The 20,240-nt window shown below is 67.6% G+C and carries 22 protein-coding genes; 12 read left to right on the forward strand and 10 right to left on the reverse strand.

Going from position 1 to position 20,240, the window contains the following annotated elements:
• Complete coding sequence (locus NRB20_RS12740; RefSeq protein WP_153410361.1) at positions 1–651, forward strand: cation transporter; 651 nt, start codon at positions 1–3, stop codon at positions 649–651.
• Between the two features lie 123 nt (positions 652–774).
• Here NRB20_RS12740 and NRB20_RS12745 read toward each other — a convergent pair whose 3' ends face one another.
• Entirely contained in the window at positions 775–1,563 is a 789-nt protein-coding gene (locus NRB20_RS12745; RefSeq protein ID WP_153410227.1) for a VOC family protein, read from the reverse strand.
• Positions 1,564–1,729: 166 nt separating this feature from the next.
• Positions 1,730–2,098: a DoxX family protein gene (locus NRB20_RS12750; RefSeq protein WP_319944820.1), complete on the reverse strand. Its 369-nt coding sequence runs from the start codon at positions 2,096–2,098 to the stop codon at positions 1,730–1,732.
• Positions 2,099–2,203: 105 nt separating this feature from the next.
• Between NRB20_RS12750 and NRB20_RS12755 the strand changes: the two genes are divergently transcribed.
• Positions 2,204–2,593, forward strand: coding sequence for a winged helix-turn-helix transcriptional regulator (locus tag NRB20_RS12755; RefSeq protein ID WP_153410228.1), 390 nt, complete (start codon positions 2,204–2,206; stop codon positions 2,591–2,593).
• Positions 2,594–2,838: 245 nt separating this feature from the next.
• Here NRB20_RS12755 and NRB20_RS12760 read toward each other — a convergent pair whose 3' ends face one another.
• A complete protein-coding gene (locus NRB20_RS12760; protein ID WP_319944838.1) occupies positions 2,839–3,639 on the reverse strand; it encodes an SDR family oxidoreductase in 801 nt (266 codons plus the stop codon).
• Positions 3,640–3,709: 70 nt separating this feature from the next.
• Positions 3,710–4,996 (reverse strand): acyl-CoA dehydrogenase family protein, encoded by a 1,287-nt coding sequence (locus NRB20_RS12765; protein WP_319944821.1) that lies wholly within the window; start codon positions 4,994–4,996, stop codon positions 3,710–3,712.
• Between the two features lie 76 nt (positions 4,997–5,072).
• Between NRB20_RS12765 and NRB20_RS12770 the strand changes: the two genes are divergently transcribed.
• The 5 genes from NRB20_RS12770 to NRB20_RS12790 all read left to right on the forward strand — a co-directional run bounded on the left by NRB20_RS12770 (position 5,073) and on the right by NRB20_RS12790 (position 10,926).
• Positions 5,073–6,641 (forward strand): FadD3 family acyl-CoA ligase, encoded by a 1,569-nt coding sequence (locus NRB20_RS12770; protein WP_319944822.1) that lies wholly within the window; start codon positions 5,073–5,075, stop codon positions 6,639–6,641.
• Complete coding sequence (locus tag NRB20_RS12775; RefSeq protein ID WP_319944823.1) at positions 6,638–7,558, forward strand: enoyl-CoA hydratase; 921 nt, start codon at positions 6,638–6,640, stop codon at positions 7,556–7,558. Before NRB20_RS12770 ends, NRB20_RS12775 begins: the two co-directional genes overlap by 4 nt.
• Entirely contained in the window at positions 7,559–8,689 is a 1,131-nt protein-coding gene (locus tag NRB20_RS12780) for an acyl-CoA dehydrogenase family protein (RefSeq protein WP_153410231.1), read from the forward strand.
• 28 nt (positions 8,690–8,717) lie between these two features.
• Positions 8,718–9,704: an acyl-CoA dehydrogenase family protein gene (locus NRB20_RS12785; protein WP_153410232.1), complete on the forward strand. Its 987-nt coding sequence runs from the start codon at positions 8,718–8,720 to the stop codon at positions 9,702–9,704.
• A gap of 172 nt (positions 9,705–9,876) precedes the next feature.
• The gene (locus tag NRB20_RS12790) at positions 9,877–10,926 is read left to right on the forward strand and encodes an acyl-CoA dehydrogenase family protein (protein WP_319944824.1); all 1,050 of its coding nucleotides are present in this window, start codon (positions 9,877–9,879) and stop codon (positions 10,924–10,926) included.
• 105 nt (positions 10,927–11,031) lie between these two features.
• Here the strand turns inward: NRB20_RS12790 and NRB20_RS12795 are convergent, their stop codons facing one another.
• The 3 genes from NRB20_RS12795 to NRB20_RS12805 are packed head-to-tail and all read right to left on the reverse strand — an operon-like array spanning position 11,032 to position 13,651.
• The gene (locus NRB20_RS12795; protein WP_194289818.1) at positions 11,032–11,514 is read right to left on the reverse strand and encodes a hypothetical protein; all 483 of its coding nucleotides are present in this window, start codon (positions 11,512–11,514) and stop codon (positions 11,032–11,034) included.
• The gene (locus NRB20_RS12800; protein WP_153410233.1) at positions 11,511–13,148 is read right to left on the reverse strand and encodes a hypothetical protein; all 1,638 of its coding nucleotides are present in this window, start codon (positions 13,146–13,148) and stop codon (positions 11,511–11,513) included. Before NRB20_RS12800 ends, NRB20_RS12795 begins: the two co-directional genes overlap by 4 nt.
• Entirely contained in the window at positions 13,145–13,651 is a 507-nt protein-coding gene (locus NRB20_RS12805) for a hypothetical protein (protein ID WP_153410234.1), read from the reverse strand. Before NRB20_RS12805 ends, NRB20_RS12800 begins: the two co-directional genes overlap by 4 nt.
• 179 nt (positions 13,652–13,830) lie before the next feature.
• On the opposite strand from NRB20_RS12805, the gene NRB20_RS12810 reads away from it, so the two are divergent.
• The 3 genes from NRB20_RS12810 (at position 13,831) to NRB20_RS12820 (ending at position 16,404) form a co-directional block, all read left to right on the forward strand.
• Complete coding sequence (locus NRB20_RS12810) at positions 13,831–14,289, forward strand: MarR family winged helix-turn-helix transcriptional regulator (protein ID WP_319944825.1); 459 nt, start codon at positions 13,831–13,833, stop codon at positions 14,287–14,289.
• Positions 14,290–14,316: 27 nt separating this feature from the next.
• Positions 14,317–15,594, forward strand: a complete 1,278-nt coding sequence (locus NRB20_RS12815; RefSeq protein ID WP_227833429.1) for an MFS transporter — start codon at positions 14,317–14,319, stop codon at positions 15,592–15,594.
• Between the two features lie 252 nt (positions 15,595–15,846).
• A complete protein-coding gene (locus tag NRB20_RS12820) occupies positions 15,847–16,404 on the forward strand; it encodes a hypothetical protein (RefSeq protein WP_153410236.1) in 558 nt (185 codons plus the stop codon).
• Positions 16,405–16,661: 257 nt separating this feature from the next.
• Here NRB20_RS12820 and NRB20_RS12825 read toward each other — a convergent pair whose 3' ends face one another.
• The gene (locus NRB20_RS12825; RefSeq protein WP_153410237.1) at positions 16,662–17,408 is read right to left on the reverse strand and encodes an SIR2 family NAD-dependent protein deacylase; all 747 of its coding nucleotides are present in this window, start codon (positions 17,406–17,408) and stop codon (positions 16,662–16,664) included.
• A 166-nt stretch (positions 17,409–17,574) separates the two neighbouring features.
• Between NRB20_RS12825 and NRB20_RS12830 the strand changes: the two genes are divergently transcribed.
• Together NRB20_RS12830 and NRB20_RS12835 are read left to right on the forward strand one after the other, a co-directional pair.
• Complete coding sequence (locus NRB20_RS12830; protein WP_194289819.1) at positions 17,575–18,225, forward strand: TetR/AcrR family transcriptional regulator; 651 nt, start codon at positions 17,575–17,577, stop codon at positions 18,223–18,225.
• Positions 18,226–18,242: 17 nt separating this feature from the next.
• Positions 18,243–18,650 (forward strand): cupin domain-containing protein, encoded by a 408-nt coding sequence (locus tag NRB20_RS12835; protein WP_319944826.1) that lies wholly within the window; start codon positions 18,243–18,245, stop codon positions 18,648–18,650.
• 66 nt (positions 18,651–18,716) lie between these two features.
• On the opposite strand, the gene NRB20_RS12840 is transcribed toward NRB20_RS12835, so the two are convergent.
• Entirely contained in the window at positions 18,717–19,037 is a 321-nt protein-coding gene (locus NRB20_RS12840) for a hypothetical protein (RefSeq protein WP_153410239.1), read from the reverse strand.
• Positions 19,037–20,236 carry a Rieske 2Fe-2S domain-containing protein gene (locus NRB20_RS12845; RefSeq protein WP_153410240.1) on the reverse strand — a complete coding sequence of 400 codons (1,200 nt, stop codon included), beginning with the start codon at positions 20,234–20,236 and terminating at the stop codon, positions 19,037–19,039. Before NRB20_RS12845 ends, NRB20_RS12840 begins: the two co-directional genes overlap by 1 nt.
• Between the last annotated feature and the right edge of the window lie 4 nt (positions 20,237–20,240).

Here is a 20,240-nt window from a genome sequence, read left to right on the forward strand (position 1 = left end):
ATGGCGGCACAGGACTGCTGCGGCTCGTGCACAGCACCGGTCACCAAGGACGCGGCCTGGTACCGCGCGGCGAGCTGGGCACGCCGTCTGGCCTGGGTGAGCCTGGTGTGGATGCTCGCCGAGGGCGTGATCGGACTGTGGCAGGGGTTCGCGTGCGGATCGATCGCATTGGTGGGCTGGGCGCTGGGCAGCGCGGTCGAGGGGCTGGCGAGCGTGATCGTGGTGTGGCGGTTCACCGGCGCGCGCACCCTGTCCGAAACCGCCGAGCGGACCGCGCAAAAGCTTGTGGCCGTGTCGTTCTGGTTGCTCGCGCCTTATATCGCGATCGAGTCGGTGCGAAATCTGTTGGGCGAGCACCGATCCGACACCACCGCGCTCGGAATAGCCCTGACCGCACTGTCATTGGTTGCTATGCCGCTGCTGGGTCGCGCGAAACATCGTCTCGCCGTCCGCTTGAACTCGGCGGCAACCGCCGGAGAGGGCACCCAGAACTACCTGTGCGCGATCCAAGCGGCCGCAGTCCTGGTTACGTTGGCGCTCACGGCGGTGTGGAGCGGCGTCTGGTGGCTCGACCCGATCGTCGGTCTTGGCGTCGCGGCCGCGGCCGTCTGGCAGGGCATCCAGTCCTGGCGCGGCGACGATTGCTGCTGACTCGGCTTCGATACAATCTCCGCCGACGACCGCACCCACAGCGCGCCCGATGCAGGTGCGTGCGGCCGAAAATGGTTGAGGGCCAGCCGAATACCTCCGACCGGCCCTCTCCCCGACCGAACGCTATCCGGCCCGCACGGTCGTATCGATGACCCCGAACACCTCGCCCTGCGCCCCCGCAACCGTCGCCATCCGACCGAACGGCGAATCCATCGGCGGCATCAAGACCGTCCCACCCAACGCCACCACCCGTTCCACGGCGGTATCCACGCCGTCGAACTGGAACCACGTCAACCAGTACGCGGGCATCGGATCGCCGGGCATGAGGGTGTCGTCGTTCATACCGCCGACGCCCTCGGTACCGCCGGGAGGAGTGAACATCACGTACCGCATGTTCACGTCGTCGCCGACATCGGTGTAGGTGTAGCCGAAAACGTCGGCGTAGAACTGCTTCGCGGCATCCAAACTCCGGGTGTGCAGTTCGTTCCAGCAGTACGCGCCGTGCTCGTTGTACGCCTCGGCCCCGTTGTGCGCGCGGGCCTGCCAAATGCCGAACACGCCGCCGGTGGTGTCGGCGAAAACGGCCATGCGGCCCAGGTCGAGCACGTCGAACGGCGGTACGAGCACCTGCCCGCCCGCCGCGGCGACCTTGCCGGCGACCGCGTCGCTGTCCTCGGCGGCCAGATACGTGGTCCACACCGACGGCATCCCGGGTTGCGGTTTGGGGCCGATCCCGGCCACGGCCGCGCCGCCCTTCGAGGCCGTGAGGTATCCGCCGGTCTCCGGCCCGCCGCCTTTGACCTCCCAGCCGAACAGGGCGGAGTAGAACTCGCTCGCCTCGGCCGGGCTATCGATCTGACAGTCGACCCAGCACGGGGTTCCCGCCGACCAGGGCATATCGCGCACAGGCATAGATCTCTCCGTTCCGTGTTTGCGAGCTCGTCTGCACTTGCGGTCGCCGCGACGCCGGATCGAGCACACCGCGCGGGCGGCGGTACCTCGGGGAGCACCCTCGATGATACCGACCGGTTCGACGTGATCGCAGTCGATCGACGCGGATCCCGATCGCGCGCCGAGCTCAGCCCAGGAAACGTCCGATCGCCACGAAAGCCGCGAGCAGCAGCAGAATTACGTTGGCGGGCAACGGTTGTCGCTCGTCGCGGGTCAGGTGCACCCGCAACGCGAGCACCTGCACGACGACCAGGCCGACGGCCGCGATCGGCGTCAACACGGCCAGAATTCCGGTCGCCTCGGGCAGGATCAGGCCGAGCGCGCCGAGCACTTCGACCGCACCGACCCCCTTCACCGCCGCGTCCGAGTTGTCCTTCATCCAGTCCAGCCGCCCGGTCGCCACGAGCTGCGCACGCGACCGGACGAGTTTCAGCCCGCCCGCGACCAGATACACCGCCGCGAGCAGACCCTGCACGATCCACAGAGTGATATCCACCGTTTACCCATTCCGCACCGATGACCCGTGGTCATATCGTGTGTGAATGTCGATACGTCGACAAAAGGCACAACGATGTATGTGCCCAGGAAACGAGGCTCAACTATGACGCAAATCACACCGAAGCCGGTACGGATCCCCGACACCGGCGCGGTCCGCGAGATCTTCGACCGCATCGGCGACAAGTGGAGCCTGCTGCTCATCGGCACCCTGCACGACGCCCCCCTGCGCTACGGCGAGCTGAAGGACGCGATCCCCGGCATCTCCCAGCGCATGCTCACCCGCACCCTGAGCAACCTCGTCGAAGACGGCCTGGTCACCCGCACCGCCTACGCCGAAGTCCCCCCACGCATCGAATACGCCCTCACTGACCTGGGCCGCACCCTGCTCCCCATGGTCGCCGACCTCGCCGAATGGGCCATGGCCCACCGCGACGAGATCAACGCCAACCGCACGTCACGGGGTCGGGTCGCGGACGACTCCGCCGCAGAGTAGGCCCGAATCGCGCCGCCCGTCGGCCTCGACCCGCCCGGAACGACCTCGCCCGCCTGATCCGATGTGTCGGCAATCTTCCTGCTGCCCTGAAGAATTCACGTCAGGATGGTCCCGAGCGTGGCCCGCGCACACCGGTCTCGACGCGCCGACGAGCGCCTCCATGGGCGAGGAGCACACGGCGATTCGGCAGAGACAACCCACGACGACGAACGCGCGGCGATTCCGCAGAGGCGCAGGTACGAGTCCTACGCCCGCTGGCTGCTGACCGAAACCACCTCGCCGGTCATGTACGACGTGTAGTCGCTGGCGAGCATGGCGATGGTGGCGGCGACCTCCCAGGGTTCGGCGGCGCGGCCGAAGGCTTCTCCGGCGGCGAGGCGGTCCAGAAGTTCGGTGGAGGAGACCTTGTCGAGGAAGGGGTGGCGGGCGATGCTGGGGGCGACGGCGTTGATGCGGACGCCCAGGTCGGCGGCTTCCACTGCGCTGCAACGGGTCAGGGCCATGACGCCCGCCTTGGCGGCGGCGTAGTGGGCCTGGCCGTGCTGGGCGCGCCAGCCCAGCACGCTGGCGTTGTTGACGATGACGCCGCCGTGTCCGGCCTCGCGGAAGTACTTCAGCGCCGCGCGGGTGCAGCGGAACGTGCCGTTGAGCGTGATGTCCAGGACGCGGTCCCACTGCTCGTCGGTCATGTCGACGACCGGCGTCTCGCCGCCCAGTCCGGCGTTGTTGACCAGAATGTCGATGCGCCCCAACGCTTTCGCGGCCGCGGCGATCAGCTCGTCCACCTGCTCGGTGCTGGTGACGTCGCAGACCACCGAGGCGACCCGGCGCTGCGGGTATTCCGCGGCCAGTTCCTCCTCGGTCTGCTTCAAACGCCGTTCGTGCCAATCGGATACGACGACGTCGGCGCCCTCGTCGAGCATGCGGCGCGCGGTGGCCGATCCGATCCCGGTCCCGGCCGCGGCGGTGATCACCGCGATCCTCCCGGCCAGCAGCCCGTGTCCCGAAACCGGCTGCGGCGCAACAGAAAGATCGGTCACTGTGATTCCTCCAGGTCTGATCGGATCCGTTGTCCGATCGGTCGATCCGGCCGGGTGCGGCCGATCCGGTCAGGGGTTAGCGGGCCTCGCGCGGGAGGCCGAGGACGCGTTCGGAGATGATGTTGCGCTGCACCTCGTTCGAGCCGCCGTAGATGGTGTCCGCGCGGCTGAACAGGAACAGGCGTTGCCATTCGTTCAGGTCGTCGGTCGGCGGCCGACCGACGGGCCCGGAGGCGGCAGCTTGCGTAACCACGGAGGGCCCCGGGAGGCCGCCCATCGGACTCTGCGCGATAAGGCCGGGCGCGCCCAGGACATCCATGGCGAGTTCGCCGAGATCGCGATGCCAGTTGGCCCACAACAACTTCGAGACCGACGCCTGCCCGGCGGCGGTGCGCGGGTCGACATTCTCGTGCGCGGATGCCAAGGTGCGCAACGCATGTGCGCGCAGCACGCGCAGACCGACCCACGCCTGATCGATACGTTCGGCGAGCACCGGGTTCTCCAGCGCGCCGTTGTCGCGAGCGACCGCTTCCAGATCGGCGAGCTCGCGGGCGAACCGGATCTGTTGTCCGACAGTGGAAATGCCACGTTCGAAGGTGAGGGTGCCCATGGCGACGCCCCAGCCCTTGCCGGGCTCGCCGACGACCAGACTCGCCTCGGTGCGGGCGTCGTCGAAGAACACCTCGTTGAATTCGGCCGTGCCGGTGAGCTGGATGATCGGCCGGACCTCGACGCCGTCCTGCCGCATCGGCACCAGCAGATACGACAGGCCGTGATGCCGACTCGACCCCGGCTCGGTGCGCGCGATGACGAAACACCAGTCGGCCAGATGCGCCAGCGAGGTCCAGATCTTCTGGCCGTTGATCCGCCACTCGTCGCCCTCGAGCCGCGCCGAGGTGGTCACTGCGGCCAGGTCCGAGCCTGCGCCCGGCTCGGAATATCCCTGGCACCACAGTTCGGTGACCGAGCGGATGCCGGGCAGGAAGCGCTGCTTCTGCTCCTCGGTGCCGAACGCCAGCAGCGTCGGGCCCAGCAGCTCCTCGCCCAGGTGCGACACGCGGCTGGGCGCGTCGGCCTTCGCGTACTCCTCGTGGAAGATCACCTGTTGGCGCAGTGTGGCATCGCGCCCGCCGTACTGTTCGGGCCAGCCCAGGCAGGTCCAGCCGGCCGCGGCGAGGTGGCGGTCCCATTCGAGCCGCTCGTCGAACGCCTCGTGCTCGCGACCGGGCCCGCCCAGTCCGCGCAGCTCACGGAATTCGCTCTCGAGGTTCTCGACCAGCCATTCGCGCACGTCGGCACGGAACTTCACATCCGCGGACGTGTCGGTACCGGCCGCGGCATCGGGGGTCTGGATCACACTCACTCCGGTAGAGTAACCTACCAAGCACTTGCTTGTTAACCGACAGTTTCGAATCGCGGCTCGCCGCGGGAGGACGCTCGTGACCACCCTTTCGCAGACCACCCCCCGGGCCCTGCACGATGCCGCGCGCGCCCACGGCGACGCACCGGCCGTCCACGACGGCGAGGTGCAGCTGAGCTGGACTCAACTGCTCGACCAGGTACAACAGGTCGCGGGCGCGCTCATCGCCCGCGGTGTGGGGCGCGGTGACCGGATCTCGATCTGGGCTCCGAACACCTACCACTGGGTCGTCGCGGCGCTGGCCTCGCACTACGCCGGTGCGGCGCTGGTTCCGCTGAACACCCGTTACGTGGCCGACGAGGCCGTGGACGTGCTCGAGCGGGTGCACGCGAAGGCGTTGTTCATCGCCGGGCCGTTCCTGGGTCGTGACCGTCTGGCCGAATTGCGCGCTGCGGCACCGGATCTCGATATCGACACGATCATCGTGATGCCAGCGGAAGGTGATTCGGCGAAGACCGCCGCCGCTCAGGGATCCACCGCGATACTCGACTGGTCCGATCTCCCCGCGATCTCCGCGCGGATTTCCCGCGACGACATCCTCGCACGCGGCGAATCCATTGACCCCGAGGATATTTCGGACATCCTGTTCACCTCCGGCACCACCGGCCGCAGCAAGGGCACCCTCGTCGCGCATCGCCAGGCGCTGAGTGTGGTGCGCGGGTGGGTCGCCTGCTCGACGCTGCACAGCGAGGACCGCTATCTGGTCATCCCGCCGTTCTTCCACAACTTCGGTTACAAGGCCGCGATGCTGGCCTGCCTGGTGACCGGTGCGACCATCGTTCCGCAGGCGAGTTTCGATGTGCCGCAGGCGATGCGGATGGTGCACGAGCTCCGGATCACCGTGCTGACCGGTCCCCCGACGATCTATCAGACCATTCTCGATCACCCCGATCGCGCGGATTTCGATCTGAGCAGTCTGCGCGTCGCGGTCACCGGCGCGGCGACCGTGCCGGTGGTACTGATCGAAAGAATGCGCGGGGAACTGGAATTCGACGTCGTGGTCACCGCGTACGGCCTGTCCGAGTCGGCCGGCTTCGGCACCATGTGTCAGCCCGACGACGCCGCGGAGACCGTCGCCAACACCTGCGGCGGCCCGATCGCCGACTTCGAGGTGCGCATCGGCGACCAGGGCGAGGTGCTGCTGCGCGGCCCGAACGTGATGCTCGGCTATCTCGACGATCCCGAGAACACCGCCCGGACAATAGATTCCGAGGGCTGGCTGCACACCGGCGACGTCGGCGTCCTGGACGAACGCGGCTACCTGAAGATCACCGACCGGCTCAAGGACCTCTACATCAACGGCGGTTTCAACGTCTATCCCGCCGAGGTCGAGCAGACCTTGGCCCGCCTGGACGGCGTCGCGGATTCGGCGGTCATCGGCGTGCCGGACGAGCGGATGGGCGAGGTCGGCAAGGCGTACATCGTCCGCCGCGCGGGCTCGACGATCACCACCGAGGACGTGATCGCCCACGCCAAGCAGACTCTCGCCAACTTCAAGGTCCCGCGTTTCGTGGAATTCCGCGATCAGCTGCCCTACAGCGCGGCCGGAAAAGTCCTCAAACGGCAACTACGCGAGGAGAATTCGTGACCAACGCAACGACTCCCGGCGCCGTGCCCGACGAGGGCGAGGTGGTCACCTACACCCGGCGCGGCCCGATCGCGGTCGTCACGATGAACCGCCCGGACTACCGCAACGCCCAGAACTCGGTGATGACCTACGCGCTGGACGCGGCGTTCACCCGCGCGGTCGAGGACCCCGAGGTGAAGGCAATCGTGTTGGCGGGCAACGGCGAACACTTCAGCGCCGGGCACGACATCGGCACCCCGGGCCGCGATCATCACGTGCGGTACGAGAACAAGGCCGCGCTGTGGTGGGACCATCTCGACCGGCCCGGCGGCGATCAGCGTTACGCGCGCGAACTCGAGGTGTATCTCGGCATGTGCCGCCGCTGGCGCGAGATCCCCAAGCCGACCATCGCGATGGTGCACAGCGCGTGTATCGCCGGTGGGCTGATGCTGGCCTGGGTCTGCGATCTGATCGTCGCTTCCGAGGACGCGTTCTTCTCCGATCCCGTTGTGCGCATGGGCATTCCGGGCGTCGAGTACTTCGCGCACCCGTGGGTGCTGGGCCCGCGCCGGGCCAAGGAAGTGCTCTACACCGGTGACCGTTTCAGCGCGGCGCAGGCGTACGAGTGGGGCATGGTGAACCGGGTGGTGCCGCGCACCGAACTCGAGTCCGCGACCTTCGCACTGGCCGAGAAGATCGCCACCATGCCGCAATTCGGGTTGGCGCTGACCAAGAAGGCCGTCAATCAGTGTGAGGACCAGATGGGACTGCGCTCGGGAATGGATTCGGTCTTCGGGCTGCATCATTTCGCGCACGCGCACAATGCCGAGGTCGGCGCGGATTCGCTGGGCGGGATGAACGCCAAGTCGATGAAGGACAGCGCGACCGTATCCGCAGCGTCCACCGACGCGAGTACCGCAGAGAACAGGGCGAACTAGATGGATCTGGAAATCGATTCGGGCGCAGCGCAATTCCAGCTGGAAGTACGGGAATTCCTGCGCGCCAACGTCCCCGCGACGCCGCTGCCGTCGATGGATACCGCAGCAGGTTTCGAGGCGCATCGGGCGTGGGAGGCCACCCTGGCCGATGCCCGACTGTCGGTGGTGGCCTGGCCGCGTGAATACGGCGGACGCGATGTCTCCCTGCTGGAATGGGTGTTGTTCGAGCAGGAGTACTACGCCGCGGGCGCGCCCGGACGAGTCGGTCAGAACGGTATCTTCCTGCTCGCGCCGACGTTGTTCGAGCACGGCACGCCCGAGCAGCTCGCGCGGATCCTGCCGAGAATGGCTCGGGGAGAAGATATCTGGGCTCAGGCATGGTCCGAGCCCGAAGCGGGCAGCGATCTGGCCGGTATCCGCTCGAGCGCCAAGCGGGCCGAGGGCGGCTGGGTGCTCAACGGGCAGAAGACCTGGAGTTCGCGAGCATCGTTCGCGGACTGGGGATTCGGGCTGTTCCGCAGCGATCCCGAGGCCGAACGACATCGCGGGCTGACCTACGTGATGTTCCCGCTGACCGCGGAAGGCGTTACCGTGCGCCCGATTCCGCAACTCGACGGCGAGCCCGGATTCGCGGAGATCTTCCTGGACAACGTCTTCGTGCCCGATCAGGACGTCATCGGGGAGCCGAACGACGGCTGGCGGGTGGCGATGGCGACCTCCAGCAACGAGCGCGGCCTGTCGCTGCGCAGTCCGGGCCGGTTCAGCGCGACCGCGGATCGGCTCATCGACCTGTGGCGCGCGAACACCGAGGCGAGCGACACCGCGGCGCGAAATCGCGTGGTGGACGCCTGGATCGGGGCCGAGGCGTACCGGCTCAACACCTTCGCGACCGTGACCCGGCTGTCCGAGGGCGGCAAACTCGGCGCGGAATCCTCGGTCAACAAGGTGTTCTGGTCCGATCTGGACATCGCCATGCACGAGACGGCCCTGGAGTTGCTCGGCCCCGCCGCCGAACAGGAGAGCACCTGGACCGACGGCTACCTGTTCTCCCTCGCGGGCCCGATCTACGCGGGCACCAACGAGATTCAGCGCAACATCATCGCCGAACGCCTGCTCGGCCTGCCCCGCTGAACCCGCCCGACCCGGATTGGACCGTTCGATGAGATTTGCACTTTCCCCCGAACAGCGGGATTTCGCCGACAGCCTGCGCAAGATGAGCGAGGCGGCCGGGACGCCCGGCGTCATCCGCGCCTGGGCCGAGGGTGAGCACGACGGCGGGCGCGCACTGATCCGCCAGCTCGCCGAGGCGGGCGCGGTGGGCCTGGCGATCGACGAGGCGCACGACGGTATGGGCGCGGAGACGATCGACTCGGTGGTCGCCTTCACCGAATTCGGCCGGGCCGCCGTGCCCGGACCGCTGGTGGAGACCGCCGCCGCGATTCCCGCACTGCTGCAAGCACTTCCGGACAGCGCGTCGGCCGAGCGCTGGTTGGGCGCGTTCGCCGAGGGCCGCACGCTGGGCACCCTGGCGCTGTCTCCCGAGACCCCCGCGCTGGACGCCGACACCGCCGAGGTGATCCTGCTGGTGGACGGCGACCGGCTGTACACCGCGCGGCACACCGCGGCCGTCCGCTCCGTGGACCGCGCCCGCCGCCTGTTCCCCGTGGCCGCGGAAGATCTTCTCGCCGAAGGTGATTCGGTGCGGGCGGCGGCCGCGGCGGCATTCGACGCCGGAGCCCTGGCGACCGCTGCGGTGCTGCTCGGCGCGGGCCGCGCGATGTTGGACACCAGCGTCGCGTACGTGCGGCAGCGCCACCAGTTCGGCAAGCCGATCGGCCAGTACCAGGCGATCAAACACCACCTGGCCAACGCCCTGATCGGCCTGGAAATGGCGCAGCCGCTGCTGTTCAACGCGGCCCTGACGCCCACTCCGCGCGATATCTCGGCCGCCAAGATCGCCTGCGCCGAGGCCGCCTACCGCACCGCCCGCATCGCCCTACAGGTGCACGGCGCCATCGGCTACACCGCCGAATGCGACCTGTCGCTGTGGATAACCAAGGTCAATGCCCTGCAATCTGCCTGGGGCACAACCGATTTCCACCGCTCACGGGTGGCCGCGGCGCTGCGTGATCCGGAGGCCGCGTGAGAACCGGTGAACCGCCCCACCGGATCGGCCCGGCACACCGGGGCCCGAACCGCCGGATTGCCGGACGATCCCGCATCGGCCGCTGGCCGACCGAGCCGAACCACACGGTTCGATCCGACACCGACGCGCCGCCGAGCCCGGTCTCCCACGACGAGAACACAGGAGGAACCCCGTGAGCAGCACGGCCGAACTGAAGGAACTCGCCAGTACGGTGCGCGCGGTGCTGGCCAAGCACGGCGATCGCGACGTGCTGCGCCGCGCGATCGACGGCGAGGCCGGATACGACCCGGCGCTGTGGACGCTGCTGTGTGAGCAGGTCGGCGTGGCCGCGTTGGCCGTGCCCGAGGAGTTCGGCGGGATCGGGGCCGGTCTGGTCGAGGCGCTGACGGTGGTCGAGGAGCTCGGCCGCACCCTGCACGCGCCGCCGATGTTCGGCTCGGCGGTGCTGGGTGTGCAGGCGTTGCTGCTCTCGGGCGCCACCGAGGCGTGCGAGCGGCTGCTGCCCGAGGTCGCCGAGGGCGGACGCACGCTCGCGGTCTGCTGGGCGGACGCGACGGGCTGGGACACGCCCGGAGTTCATGTCGAGGACGGAAAGCTCACCGGCACAGCCCATTACGTCCTCGATGGCGACACCGCCGACACCCTGATCGTGGTCACCGCCGACGGCTGCTACGAAATCGACGCGGCCGCACCGGAACTCACCCGCACCACCGCACCGGTGATGGATCCCACCCGCCGCCTGACCACGATCACCTTCACCGCCGCACCGGCCAACCGGCTCGGCGGCGACCCGCAGGCGATCACCCGGCTGCGCGAAATCGCCTGGGCCACACTGGCGGCCGAACAGGTCGGGGCGGCGGACGCCTGTTTGCAGATGACGGTCGAATACAGCAAGTCCCGGGTGCAGTTCGGCCGCCCGATCGGCAGCTTCCAGGCCCTCAAGCACCGCATGGCCGATATGTACGTCCTGGTCGAATCGTCGCGCTCGGCCGCCTACGCCGTCATCGCCGATCTGGCCCGGGGCAGTGCCGATCCCCTGGACATCGCGGCCGCCCGCATCCACTGCTCGCGCACCTTCGCCACGATCGTCGGCGAGACCGTCCAGATGCACGGCGGCATCGCCATCACCTGGGAACACGACGCGCACCTGTTCTTCAAACGCGCCCACGCCGACGCCCAACTCTTCGGCCAGCCGCCCCGTCCCTTGGCCCGCCCGGCCTGATCAGCAGCTTGTTTCCGCCGATCGACTCGGTGCCCGCGCACCGCTGCGGAGTCGCTCGGCACCGGTAAGGAACCCCCGGAGTCTTCCTCTCGACTCCGGGGGTTTCTACGTCCGTCCTCGATCCCCGTCGCCAGGCTCCGCGATCGCGGTGGAGTCATCGTTCCCGGCGCCACTCTGCTCGACCGGCGACTCCGGCCCCACCGCACCCCGCGATGCGACCTGCCGACGCAATGCGATCAGCACCGCGACCCGTTCCAACCATCGGGCGAACAATTCGTCACGAGCAATATCGGTCCCTCCGGCCCCCTGGACCGCCGCCGACATCCATCGCCGCACGAGTTCCGTACGTTCCGCGCCGATCAACGGCTCGGGCAGTTCGAGCGCTCCGGGTAACCCCATCGACCGCACACATCCCGCCAGGAACTCCAGCGGATACGGCCCGGCTCCCAGAGCCTCGGCCAGATGCGATGCCGCGAGAGCGGCATCGGAGAACATCGCGCGACGCGCCTCGCCCTCCGGCATTCCCACGACGATCGCGGCCTCGACATCGAGTCCGCGCAGCATCTCGTCGGTACGTCGAGCCGTCATTGCGGCAACTCGACGCTGGACGGATCGGCCAACCCGCCGGTCGGCGTCTTGCTGGTCAGTTCACCGAGCTGTCCGTCGATGAACTGCTGTTTGGTGACCCATTCGGTGAACCCCCACGGATTGTAGATCTCGAGTTTGTCGCCCTGGGCCGCGAGAATCATCACCTGATGGCCGTAGACGACTCCGTCCTTGTCCGGCTTCGGGTCGGTCGGAAAGACACCCAGCGGAACCGGCTTCCCCGAGTCCACCGCGGCCTCGATGTGAGGGAGCGCCGCCCTTCGCTCCTCGGGGGTGTGCACGGAGACATCCTGATACGAACTGCCGGTGGCGGGTTTGAGAAGCGTGTTGGCGTTCGCCGTCGGGTCGGCTTTGTTGAGGTTGTAGTTGCTGGTGTAGTTCTGTTCCAACCGGTTGTGGACTGCTTTCGGGCTGTCATCGCCCACCTTGGCTCCACTGACTGCCATCGGCCCCTGCCCAGTGGTCATGCCGAGCATGAACACGGGATCATTCGCGGCTCGCGCCATGACGGTCGATGCGGCGACGCAGTCTCCGGTGTTCTTGTCGCCGTTGGTGAGTTGGTTGTAGAAGTCGTACCGGTAAACGTAACCGGGTTTACCCGGCACCGGCACATCGTAATTCGACTGTCCCGCGTAATTCACCGTGTACTGGCCCTTATTACCCGTCTCGCGGCTGTAGATGTCGTTGATATGCGGGTCGAGATGCTGCGACAGCCATTTCGTATCATCGCCGTGCGGATGGATCACCTGATCGAATTTCTGCACGTCGGACAGGCCGTAACCGGCGCCCAGCGCCTTCCACAGATAGGCGGCCTCCTGCGGCGACCTGGCATTCGCGAGCATTTTCTCGAACGCGGCGCGATCGGCGGCGGACATGGCGTTCAATGCCTGCGACGCGCGGGCGAGACCGTTGGGGTTCGTGATGCTGATCAGCGGGTCACTGGTCCAGCCGGTATCCGAGGAATACCCGAGCACCACCGAGGTCAACGGATCGATGTCCGGTGAATTCATCTGCCGCGCACGCGCGGTCGCCGCGAGCTGATTGAGCACGTCGGCCGCGTCCGAAGCCGCGCCTGTGATGATCTTCGCCGCGGCGAGCCGGTCCTTGCAGCCCTCCTCCGCCAGCGCGCGCGCCTCCGCGGTCGCCCCCTTCCCGAACGAGAACAGGCCGTCGCCCATGACCATGCCATCGGCTTTCCGCAGCAGCTCCTGCCCCCGCGCGTCACGCCGCTGGGCGTCGGCGAGTTTCCCTCCCCAATCCGTCAACGCCGAGAACGCGGAACTGAATGCGACTCCCGCCGCTTCCGCCTGCGCCGCCACCGCGCGGGTGGCCTGGGTCGCGCTCTCGGCGGCCTGCCCCCGCCATGCGGTCGGCAACAAACTGTCGGCGACGGTTCTCAGGTCCGAGCTGGTATCGAACAGGTTGGTGCCGATCGTGCCGTAGGTGAGCGCGGTGCCGCCCGTCCCTGCGGGAGAACCCGCGATCCGCGACGGCGAACCCGCGGGCGTCGGCGGCTGCAACGCGATACCGATGATGGCGCTGGTGATGAGATTCGACAGGTCCTTCGCCGAATCGAGGAGATCCAGCGCCTGTTCGAACACCTGCTCGGCGGTCACTCGGCGTGCACCCGGCCGTGGGCGACGCCTCCGGAGGGGGTCGTGCCCTTCGTTCCGCTGTTGGTGCCGCTCGGGGGCGCGCTGCTCGGAGGTCCGCTGGCCGGACCGGTACCCGAGGAAGAGCCCCCCTCACCCCCGACCGACTTTCCGCCCTGGTTGTCGGCGTGCTGGAGTGCGTGCACCGACTTGGGCACGTGGGTCGCCAATTCGTTCAGGGCTTTCGTCGCGGCATCGGCCTCCGACAACCAGGCCGACTGGAACGCATCCCACGCCGACTGGACGGCAGCATCTCCCATCTCGGGCGCGTCCGAGAAGAAGTTGAACAGGCCGGTCAGGTCCAGTCCGATCAGAGATCCGATCGCCGTCTGATAGGTGGATGCCGCCTGGGCGACTATCGCGATGGGATGGATGAGACCGTCCGGGTCGACATGCACGCCCGAATCGGAGTTGCCACTACCGCCGGGCACGGTGTCACCCGTTGCCGAACTTCCTTGATCCCCCACGTCATCCCTCATTTCTCCGGCCGAAGGCACGCGGGACGTTACCCATCGGCAGCACACCGACGCGCGAATCGGACCCACCAGCCCTGGGGATGATTCACCGCATCCCGGTGGGGGATCTCACAGCTATTTACATAGCCAACCTATGTACTTACTTAGTTAGCCTATGTAAATTAATAAGCGTGCAGTTGAACCAGGCATCCGAATCCGCACCCCTCCCCGAGGGGAGTGAGCACGTGGTCGACATCGTCTCGGCCGCGGCGCAGCTGACCCGCCTGGCCCGCACACTCCGCGAGGACGACCTCCCGAACGCGATGCTGCGGGCGATGTCGGTCCTGGACGAGCGGGGCGCGTTGCGGGTCAGCGAGTTCGCCCGGATCGACGGCTGCTCCCAGCCGACGGCAACGACGCTGATCGGCAGGATGGCCGCGGCCGGATTGGTAAGCCGCACAGCAGATCCCGGCGACTCCAGAGCCGTAGTCGTCGCGCTGACGCCGGTGGGACGCGACCGTCTGGCCGTGTCCCGCCGCGCGATCGGCACCGCCCTCACGACACGATTGCCCGGTTTCGACACCGCCCGGCTCGCCCATCTGCGCGGCGAGTTGGACGAATTGCTCGAGGCCCTGAAATCGGCCGCGTAACAAGCAGATTCCGCAGGAGCATCTCCGATGAGCATGACTTTGTCTCCGCGCGCCGACACCGCCGACGCACCGACCACCACACCCCGTCCGGCGAGCCCGGCCCGGGCGAAACAGCCCAAATCGGTCTGGGCCGTAGCGTTCGCCTCGGTCATCGCATTCATGGGAATCGGCCTCGTCGATCCGATCCTCAAGCCGATCGGCGAACAACTGCACGCCTCCACCTCCCAGGTGACGTTGCTGTTCACCAGCTACATGCTGGTAACCGGCATCGCCATGCTGATCACCGGCGTGGTGTCCAGTCGCTTCGGCGCGAAGAAGACGCTGCTGGCGGGCCTGGCGATCATCGTCGTATTCGCCGCGCTGGCAGGCAGTTCCGGCACCGTCGGGCAGATCGTCGGCTTCCGCGCGGGCTGGGGCCTGGGTAACGCGCTGTTCATCGCGACCGCGCTGGCCACCATCGTGGGCGCGGCCACCGGCGGCGTGGCGCGCTCGATCATCCTCTACGAGGCCGCGCTGGGGATCGGCATCGCCGCGGGACCGCTGGTCGGCGGCGTACTGGGCGGAATCAGCTGGCGCGCACCGTTCTTCGGCGTTTCGGTGCTGATGGCCGTGGCGTTCGTCGCCATCGTCGTGATGCTGCCCGAGGTCCCCAAACCCGCACAGCACACCTCGATCACCGCGCCGTTCAAGGCGTTACGGCACCGCGGCCTGCTCTTGGTGAGCATCACCGCGCTGCTGTACAACTTCGGTTTCTTCACCCTGCTGGCCTACACCCCGTTCCCGCTGAACATGGGCACCTATTCGATCGGCTTCATCTTCTTCGGCTGGGGTCTGATGCTCGCGCTGGCCTCGGTATTCCTGGCGCCGCGCCTGCAACGCCGATTCGGCACCGTGCGGATGATCGCGCTGGCGCTGGCCCTGTTCGCCGCTGATCTCGCGGTGATGGCGATCTTCGCGGACCACAAGATCGTGCTGATCGTCGGCACCGTGCTGGCCGGACTGTTCCTGGGCGTCAACAACACCCTGATCACCGAGGCCGTGATGATCTCCGCGCCGGTGGAGCGTTCGACCGCCTCGGCCGCGTACAGCTTCGTCCGGTTCGTCGGCGGCGCGGCGGCCCCGTATCTGGCCGGCAAGCTGGGCGAACAGCATATGGCCCTGCCGTTCTGGGTGGGCGCGGCGTGCACCGCGGTCGGGGTGCTGGTGCTGCTGGCCGGACGTTCGTACCTGGCGCACGTGGACGATCACGAGCCCGCACCGCACAGCGTCGAGGAGGCGCGGGCGATCAGCGTCGGCGAGGACTGATCCGGTTCACCATCGCAAATCCCCGAGGGCCGCTCCCATCCGGAGCGGCCCTCGGGCGAATTCCTGGCACATTTGGGACAACCATTGACGGCAACGTCGATTACCGCACCCGGAACCGGGGAATATGTGCCACAGCCAATTTACATGCGGCCGATTTCCACATAGTGTGAGCCCGATGCCGAATGGGGAGCAAGTTTTTCGAGGCGCCCTTTCGTCACGACCCGACAATCTTTTACCGCTGAAGGAATCCTCGTGACAGTTTCGATCCAGACCCTCGGCCGCAGCGTGGCCCTCGCCGTTCTCACCGCCGGCGCGGTGATGATCGGTTCCAGCACCGCGGGCGCGACCCCGGTCACGCAGCCGACGCAGAACGTCGCCACCCAGCAGGTGTCCGCCACCAACGACACCACCGCGCACACCATCACCGCGACGCTGCCCGCGGGTCGTTTCGTCTCCAATGCGGCCACCCACTCGATCGACATCAAGGACGTCGCGGGGAAGACCACCGAGTCGATCCCGATGACCCTGCACGGCAAGACCGTCCCGGTCGCGGCCACCATCAGCAACAACGGCCGTTCGGTGACCCTGAAGCAGATCGCCTTCACCGACACCGGCAACGCGCTGATCAACCAGTGGGTGTGGGGCGTGCAGCACGGCGGCGCGGTCGGCGCGATCATCGGCTGCCTGCTGGGCTTCTGGTTCTTCGTGCTGCCCGGTTGCGCGCTCGGCGCGGCCATCGGCGGTGCGGTCGGCAGCCCGAACAGCGGCCAGATCAACGCCACCTTCTTCCGTCTGCTCTCGGGCAACTGATCCGATAACAGCCGAAACGGCCGCCGCGGCATCTCCTCGCGAGATGCCCCGGCGGCCGTTCGCGTTTCCGGGGGGGCGGGATCACGATCGATCGGTACCGCGGAATTCGCTGCGGCCCATGCCTTCTCCGCATAACTGCCACGCCCCATCGATCATCCACAGATCCCGAGCGCTCCCCGATGTGGAATCCGCAGTGCAACAGCGCGGTCGAGACCTGGTGGGCACTGCGGCGATCGTCGGCAGGGCGCTCGGCTCGCCTACGAATCGGAGCGGGCGAGCAGGTCGGCGACCAGTTGCGGCAGGGCCGTACCGATGAGGTCGCGGACGACCTCGGTGGCCATCGGGTCGTAGGGGGTGGGTTCGGCGTTGACGATGATCAGGTCCGCGCCGTGCTCGACGGCGATGGCGCACAGCGAGGCGGCGGGTTCGACCTGGAGTGAAGTGCCCACGGCCAGAAAGATTTCCGAGGTTTCGGCGATCAGCTGGGCGGTGAGCATACTGCGCAGATTCAACTGCTGGCCGAACATGATGACCGCGGCCTTGAGGATGCCGCCACATTCGGGACAGGGCGGATCCGGTTCACCGGCGGCCACCCGTTCCAGCGTCGCGGACATGGTGGTGCGGAAATCGCATGTGGTGCACTCGACTTCGAACATGTTGCCGTGGATCTCCACCACCGATTCCGGCGGCGAACCGGCGCGCTGATGCAGCCGATCGATGTTCTGCGTGATGATCCCGACCGTGCGGGATTCGGCGAGGCGGACCAGTGCGCGATGCGCGGCATTGGGCCGCGCGGCCCAGGCCGGATTGTCCCGGCGCGCGATCCAGGAACGTTGTCGCAGTGCGGGATCGGCCATGTAGTTGTCGTAGGTCGACAGCAGTTCCGCGATCGGATCCTCGGTCCACACCCCGCGCGGCCCGCGAAAATCCGGAATTCCGGAGTCGGTCGAAATCCCCGCACCGGTCAGCACCCCGACCGCACCGCCACGCTGTCGCCAGCTCATACCGCCCACACTAACCCGCGCCGCGACCGTGCGCGGCCGGTCCGCGACGCGCACGCACTCCGCGCGACATCCGGCCGCGCGCGGCGCACCGCACCCCAGCAGCACGAGCGACCAGCGCAAACCCGAATTTGATACGGTCGTGTATTCGATGCGGCAGGAGGTGACGATGTCCGTGCGGGCCGATGAGACCGATGCGGCGACGCCGCGTCCGCCCCGGGTCACCAAGCGGCGCGCCGAGACTCGGCAGCGACTGCTGGACGCGGCGTTCGAGGCGTTCGCGCGCGAGGGTTTCGGCCGCTGCACCGTAGAGCAGATCTGCGACGCGGCCGGATACACGCGCGGCGCGTTCTATTCGAATTTCTCCTCGCTCGAGGAGTTGTTCCTGGCGATGTGGGAGCAGCGGTCGGCGGGCATGCTGCACGAGTTGTCCGCGGTCCTGGACGAAGTCGCCGAGGTGAACGACCTGCGCGCCGGAGTCGCCCGGGTCCTGGACGCGATTCCCCTGGACGACAAGTGGTTTCGCATCACCTACGAATTCACCGCGCACGCCCTGCGCAACCCGCCACTGCGCCGGGTGATGGCCGCGCGCGAGGAGGCGATCGTCGCGGCCCTGCTGCCGGTCCTGGGCGCCCTGCTGGACCGCGCGGGCCGCACCGTGACCGATCCGCGGGCCCTGGGCCGCGCCCTGGTCGCCGTCCACGACGGCACCGCGACCCAGTGCCTGCTCGAACCCGCCAGCCACACCGCCCGCACCCAGCGCGTCGACCTCTTCACGCACGTCACCCTGGCCTACAGCCGACCACATCCGAGCAAGTGACCGCCGCAGGAGAATCCGTGACCGAACGCCCCGAACTCGCCCGCGCCCTGGACCTGCAACCCCACCCCGAAGGCGGCTGGTTCCGCGAAACCTACCGCAGCCCAGTGCAATTCACCCCCGAGGGCTACGACGGCCCGCGCACGGCGGCAACCGCGATCCACTTCCTGCTGCTGCCGCACGAGCACTCCGCCCCGCACACGGTCCGCTCCGACGAGATCTGGCTGTGGCAGCGCGGCGGTCCGCTGCTGCTGAACATCGGCGGCGACGAGATCACCCTCGGCCCGAATGTCGAAGCGGGGCAACTACTTCAAGCGGTCGTGCCGGGTGGTGTCAGCCAGTCCGCGAGACCCGCCACCGACGAATACGTCCTGGTCAGCTGCATCGTCGCCCCCGGATTCGACTTCCAGGACTTCCGCCTGGACTGACCCGTCCCCACACCAGAACGCACCCCGCCCGAAACTTCGGACGAGGTGCGTTCTCGCACAACAGATCTACTCCTCGACGGCGATGATCCCCTCGTGCACGGCATGCTCGATCGCACGCTGCAGATTCGGGCACCCCTCGGGACGCCCCGGCCCACCGGCCAACTCCTTGAACACCGGACAACTCCGCGCCGGATCCACCGTCCACTGCACCGAGGTCTGCTGCGAACTCGACTTGCGCACAAGGACTTTCGACCCGCACGTCAGACACGACAGCGGCGTCATCCCCGATTCGAGATAGTGCTGTTTGTCCACGACCGTCTGGGCACGCACCTGCGCCCGCCGCTCCGGACGATCCGCGAAATCCGGCGCCTTCGCCCAGGTGGTCATCACACACCCGCCTCCGCGGCGGCCGCCTCGTCGGATTCCCGCTTGCGGCGCAGGTTCTCGGCGACCTCCGCCTCCCACGCCTCGTTCGCCTTGGTCGTGTCGACCTCGAACTCGAAACGCTGGGTGCTCTTGGGATCGACCTCGGCGACGTCGACGTAGAACTGGTCGTACCAGCGACGCAGCTGATAGACCGGCCCGTCCTCCTCGCACAGCAGCGGATTCTCGATCTTGGACTTGTGCTTCCAGATCTCCACATCCTGCAGGAAGCCGACGCCGATGCCCTCGGTCATCTTCTCCGCGAGCTTCTTGGACGACACGTCGTCCAGGCCCTTCGGCTTCTGCACGGTGATGCCGTACTGCAACACGAACGAATCCTGCGACACCGGATAGTGGCAGTTGATCAGCACGCTCTTGACCTCGAACCCACCGTAGAAATTGTTCAGCGGATTGATCATGTACGAGGGTCCGTAGTACGCGGCCACCGATTTGAGCAGCGAATCACCGTACTGCGAGCCCATACCCACGTCCGGGCGCGATTTGGTCTCCAGGAACTGCGAGGCCACATGCCCTTCGAAGACGTTCTTGAAGAACGTCGGATACGCGAAGTGGATGTAGAAGAAGTGCGCCATGTCGACCACGTTGTCGATGATCTCGCGGCAGTTGGCGCCCTCGATCAGCATCGAGTTCCAGGTCCACTCGGTCCAGCCGTCGTCGAGGGTTTCGGTCGCGTTGCCCTCGGCGTCGGTGTACGGGCCCTCGATGTGCGGGATGGTGACCTCGTCCGGCGGCGGGTTGCCCTCGTGGTCGTGCCAGATGAACAGTTGCCCGTTGCGCTCGAGGGTGATCCAGGAGCGGGTCTTGGCCAGGGGTGGCACCCGGCGGCCGTACGGAATCCCGGTGCAGCGGCCGTTGCCGCCCCAGCGCCAGTCGTGGAACGGGCAGGCGACCGAATCGCCCTTGACCTCGCCCATGCTCAGATCGCCGCCCATGTGCCGGCAGTACGCGTCCAGTACCTGCAGCTCGCCGTTGCTGTCGGCGAAAATCACCAGTTTGGTGCCGAACACCGAGATGGCGTGCGGCTTGCCGTCCCGGAACGGTGCGGCCAGGCCGAGGCAATGCCATCCCCGCGCATACCGGGTGGGCGCGGTGCCGACATCGATCTCGCGGACCTTCCCGCCCCGTGGTGGGGTTCCTGCCATTGCG

This window comes from Nocardia macrotermitis (assembly GCF_009604405.1).
Classification (GTDB): Bacteria; Actinomycetota; Actinomycetes; order Mycobacteriales; family Mycobacteriaceae; genus Nocardia; species Nocardia macrotermitis.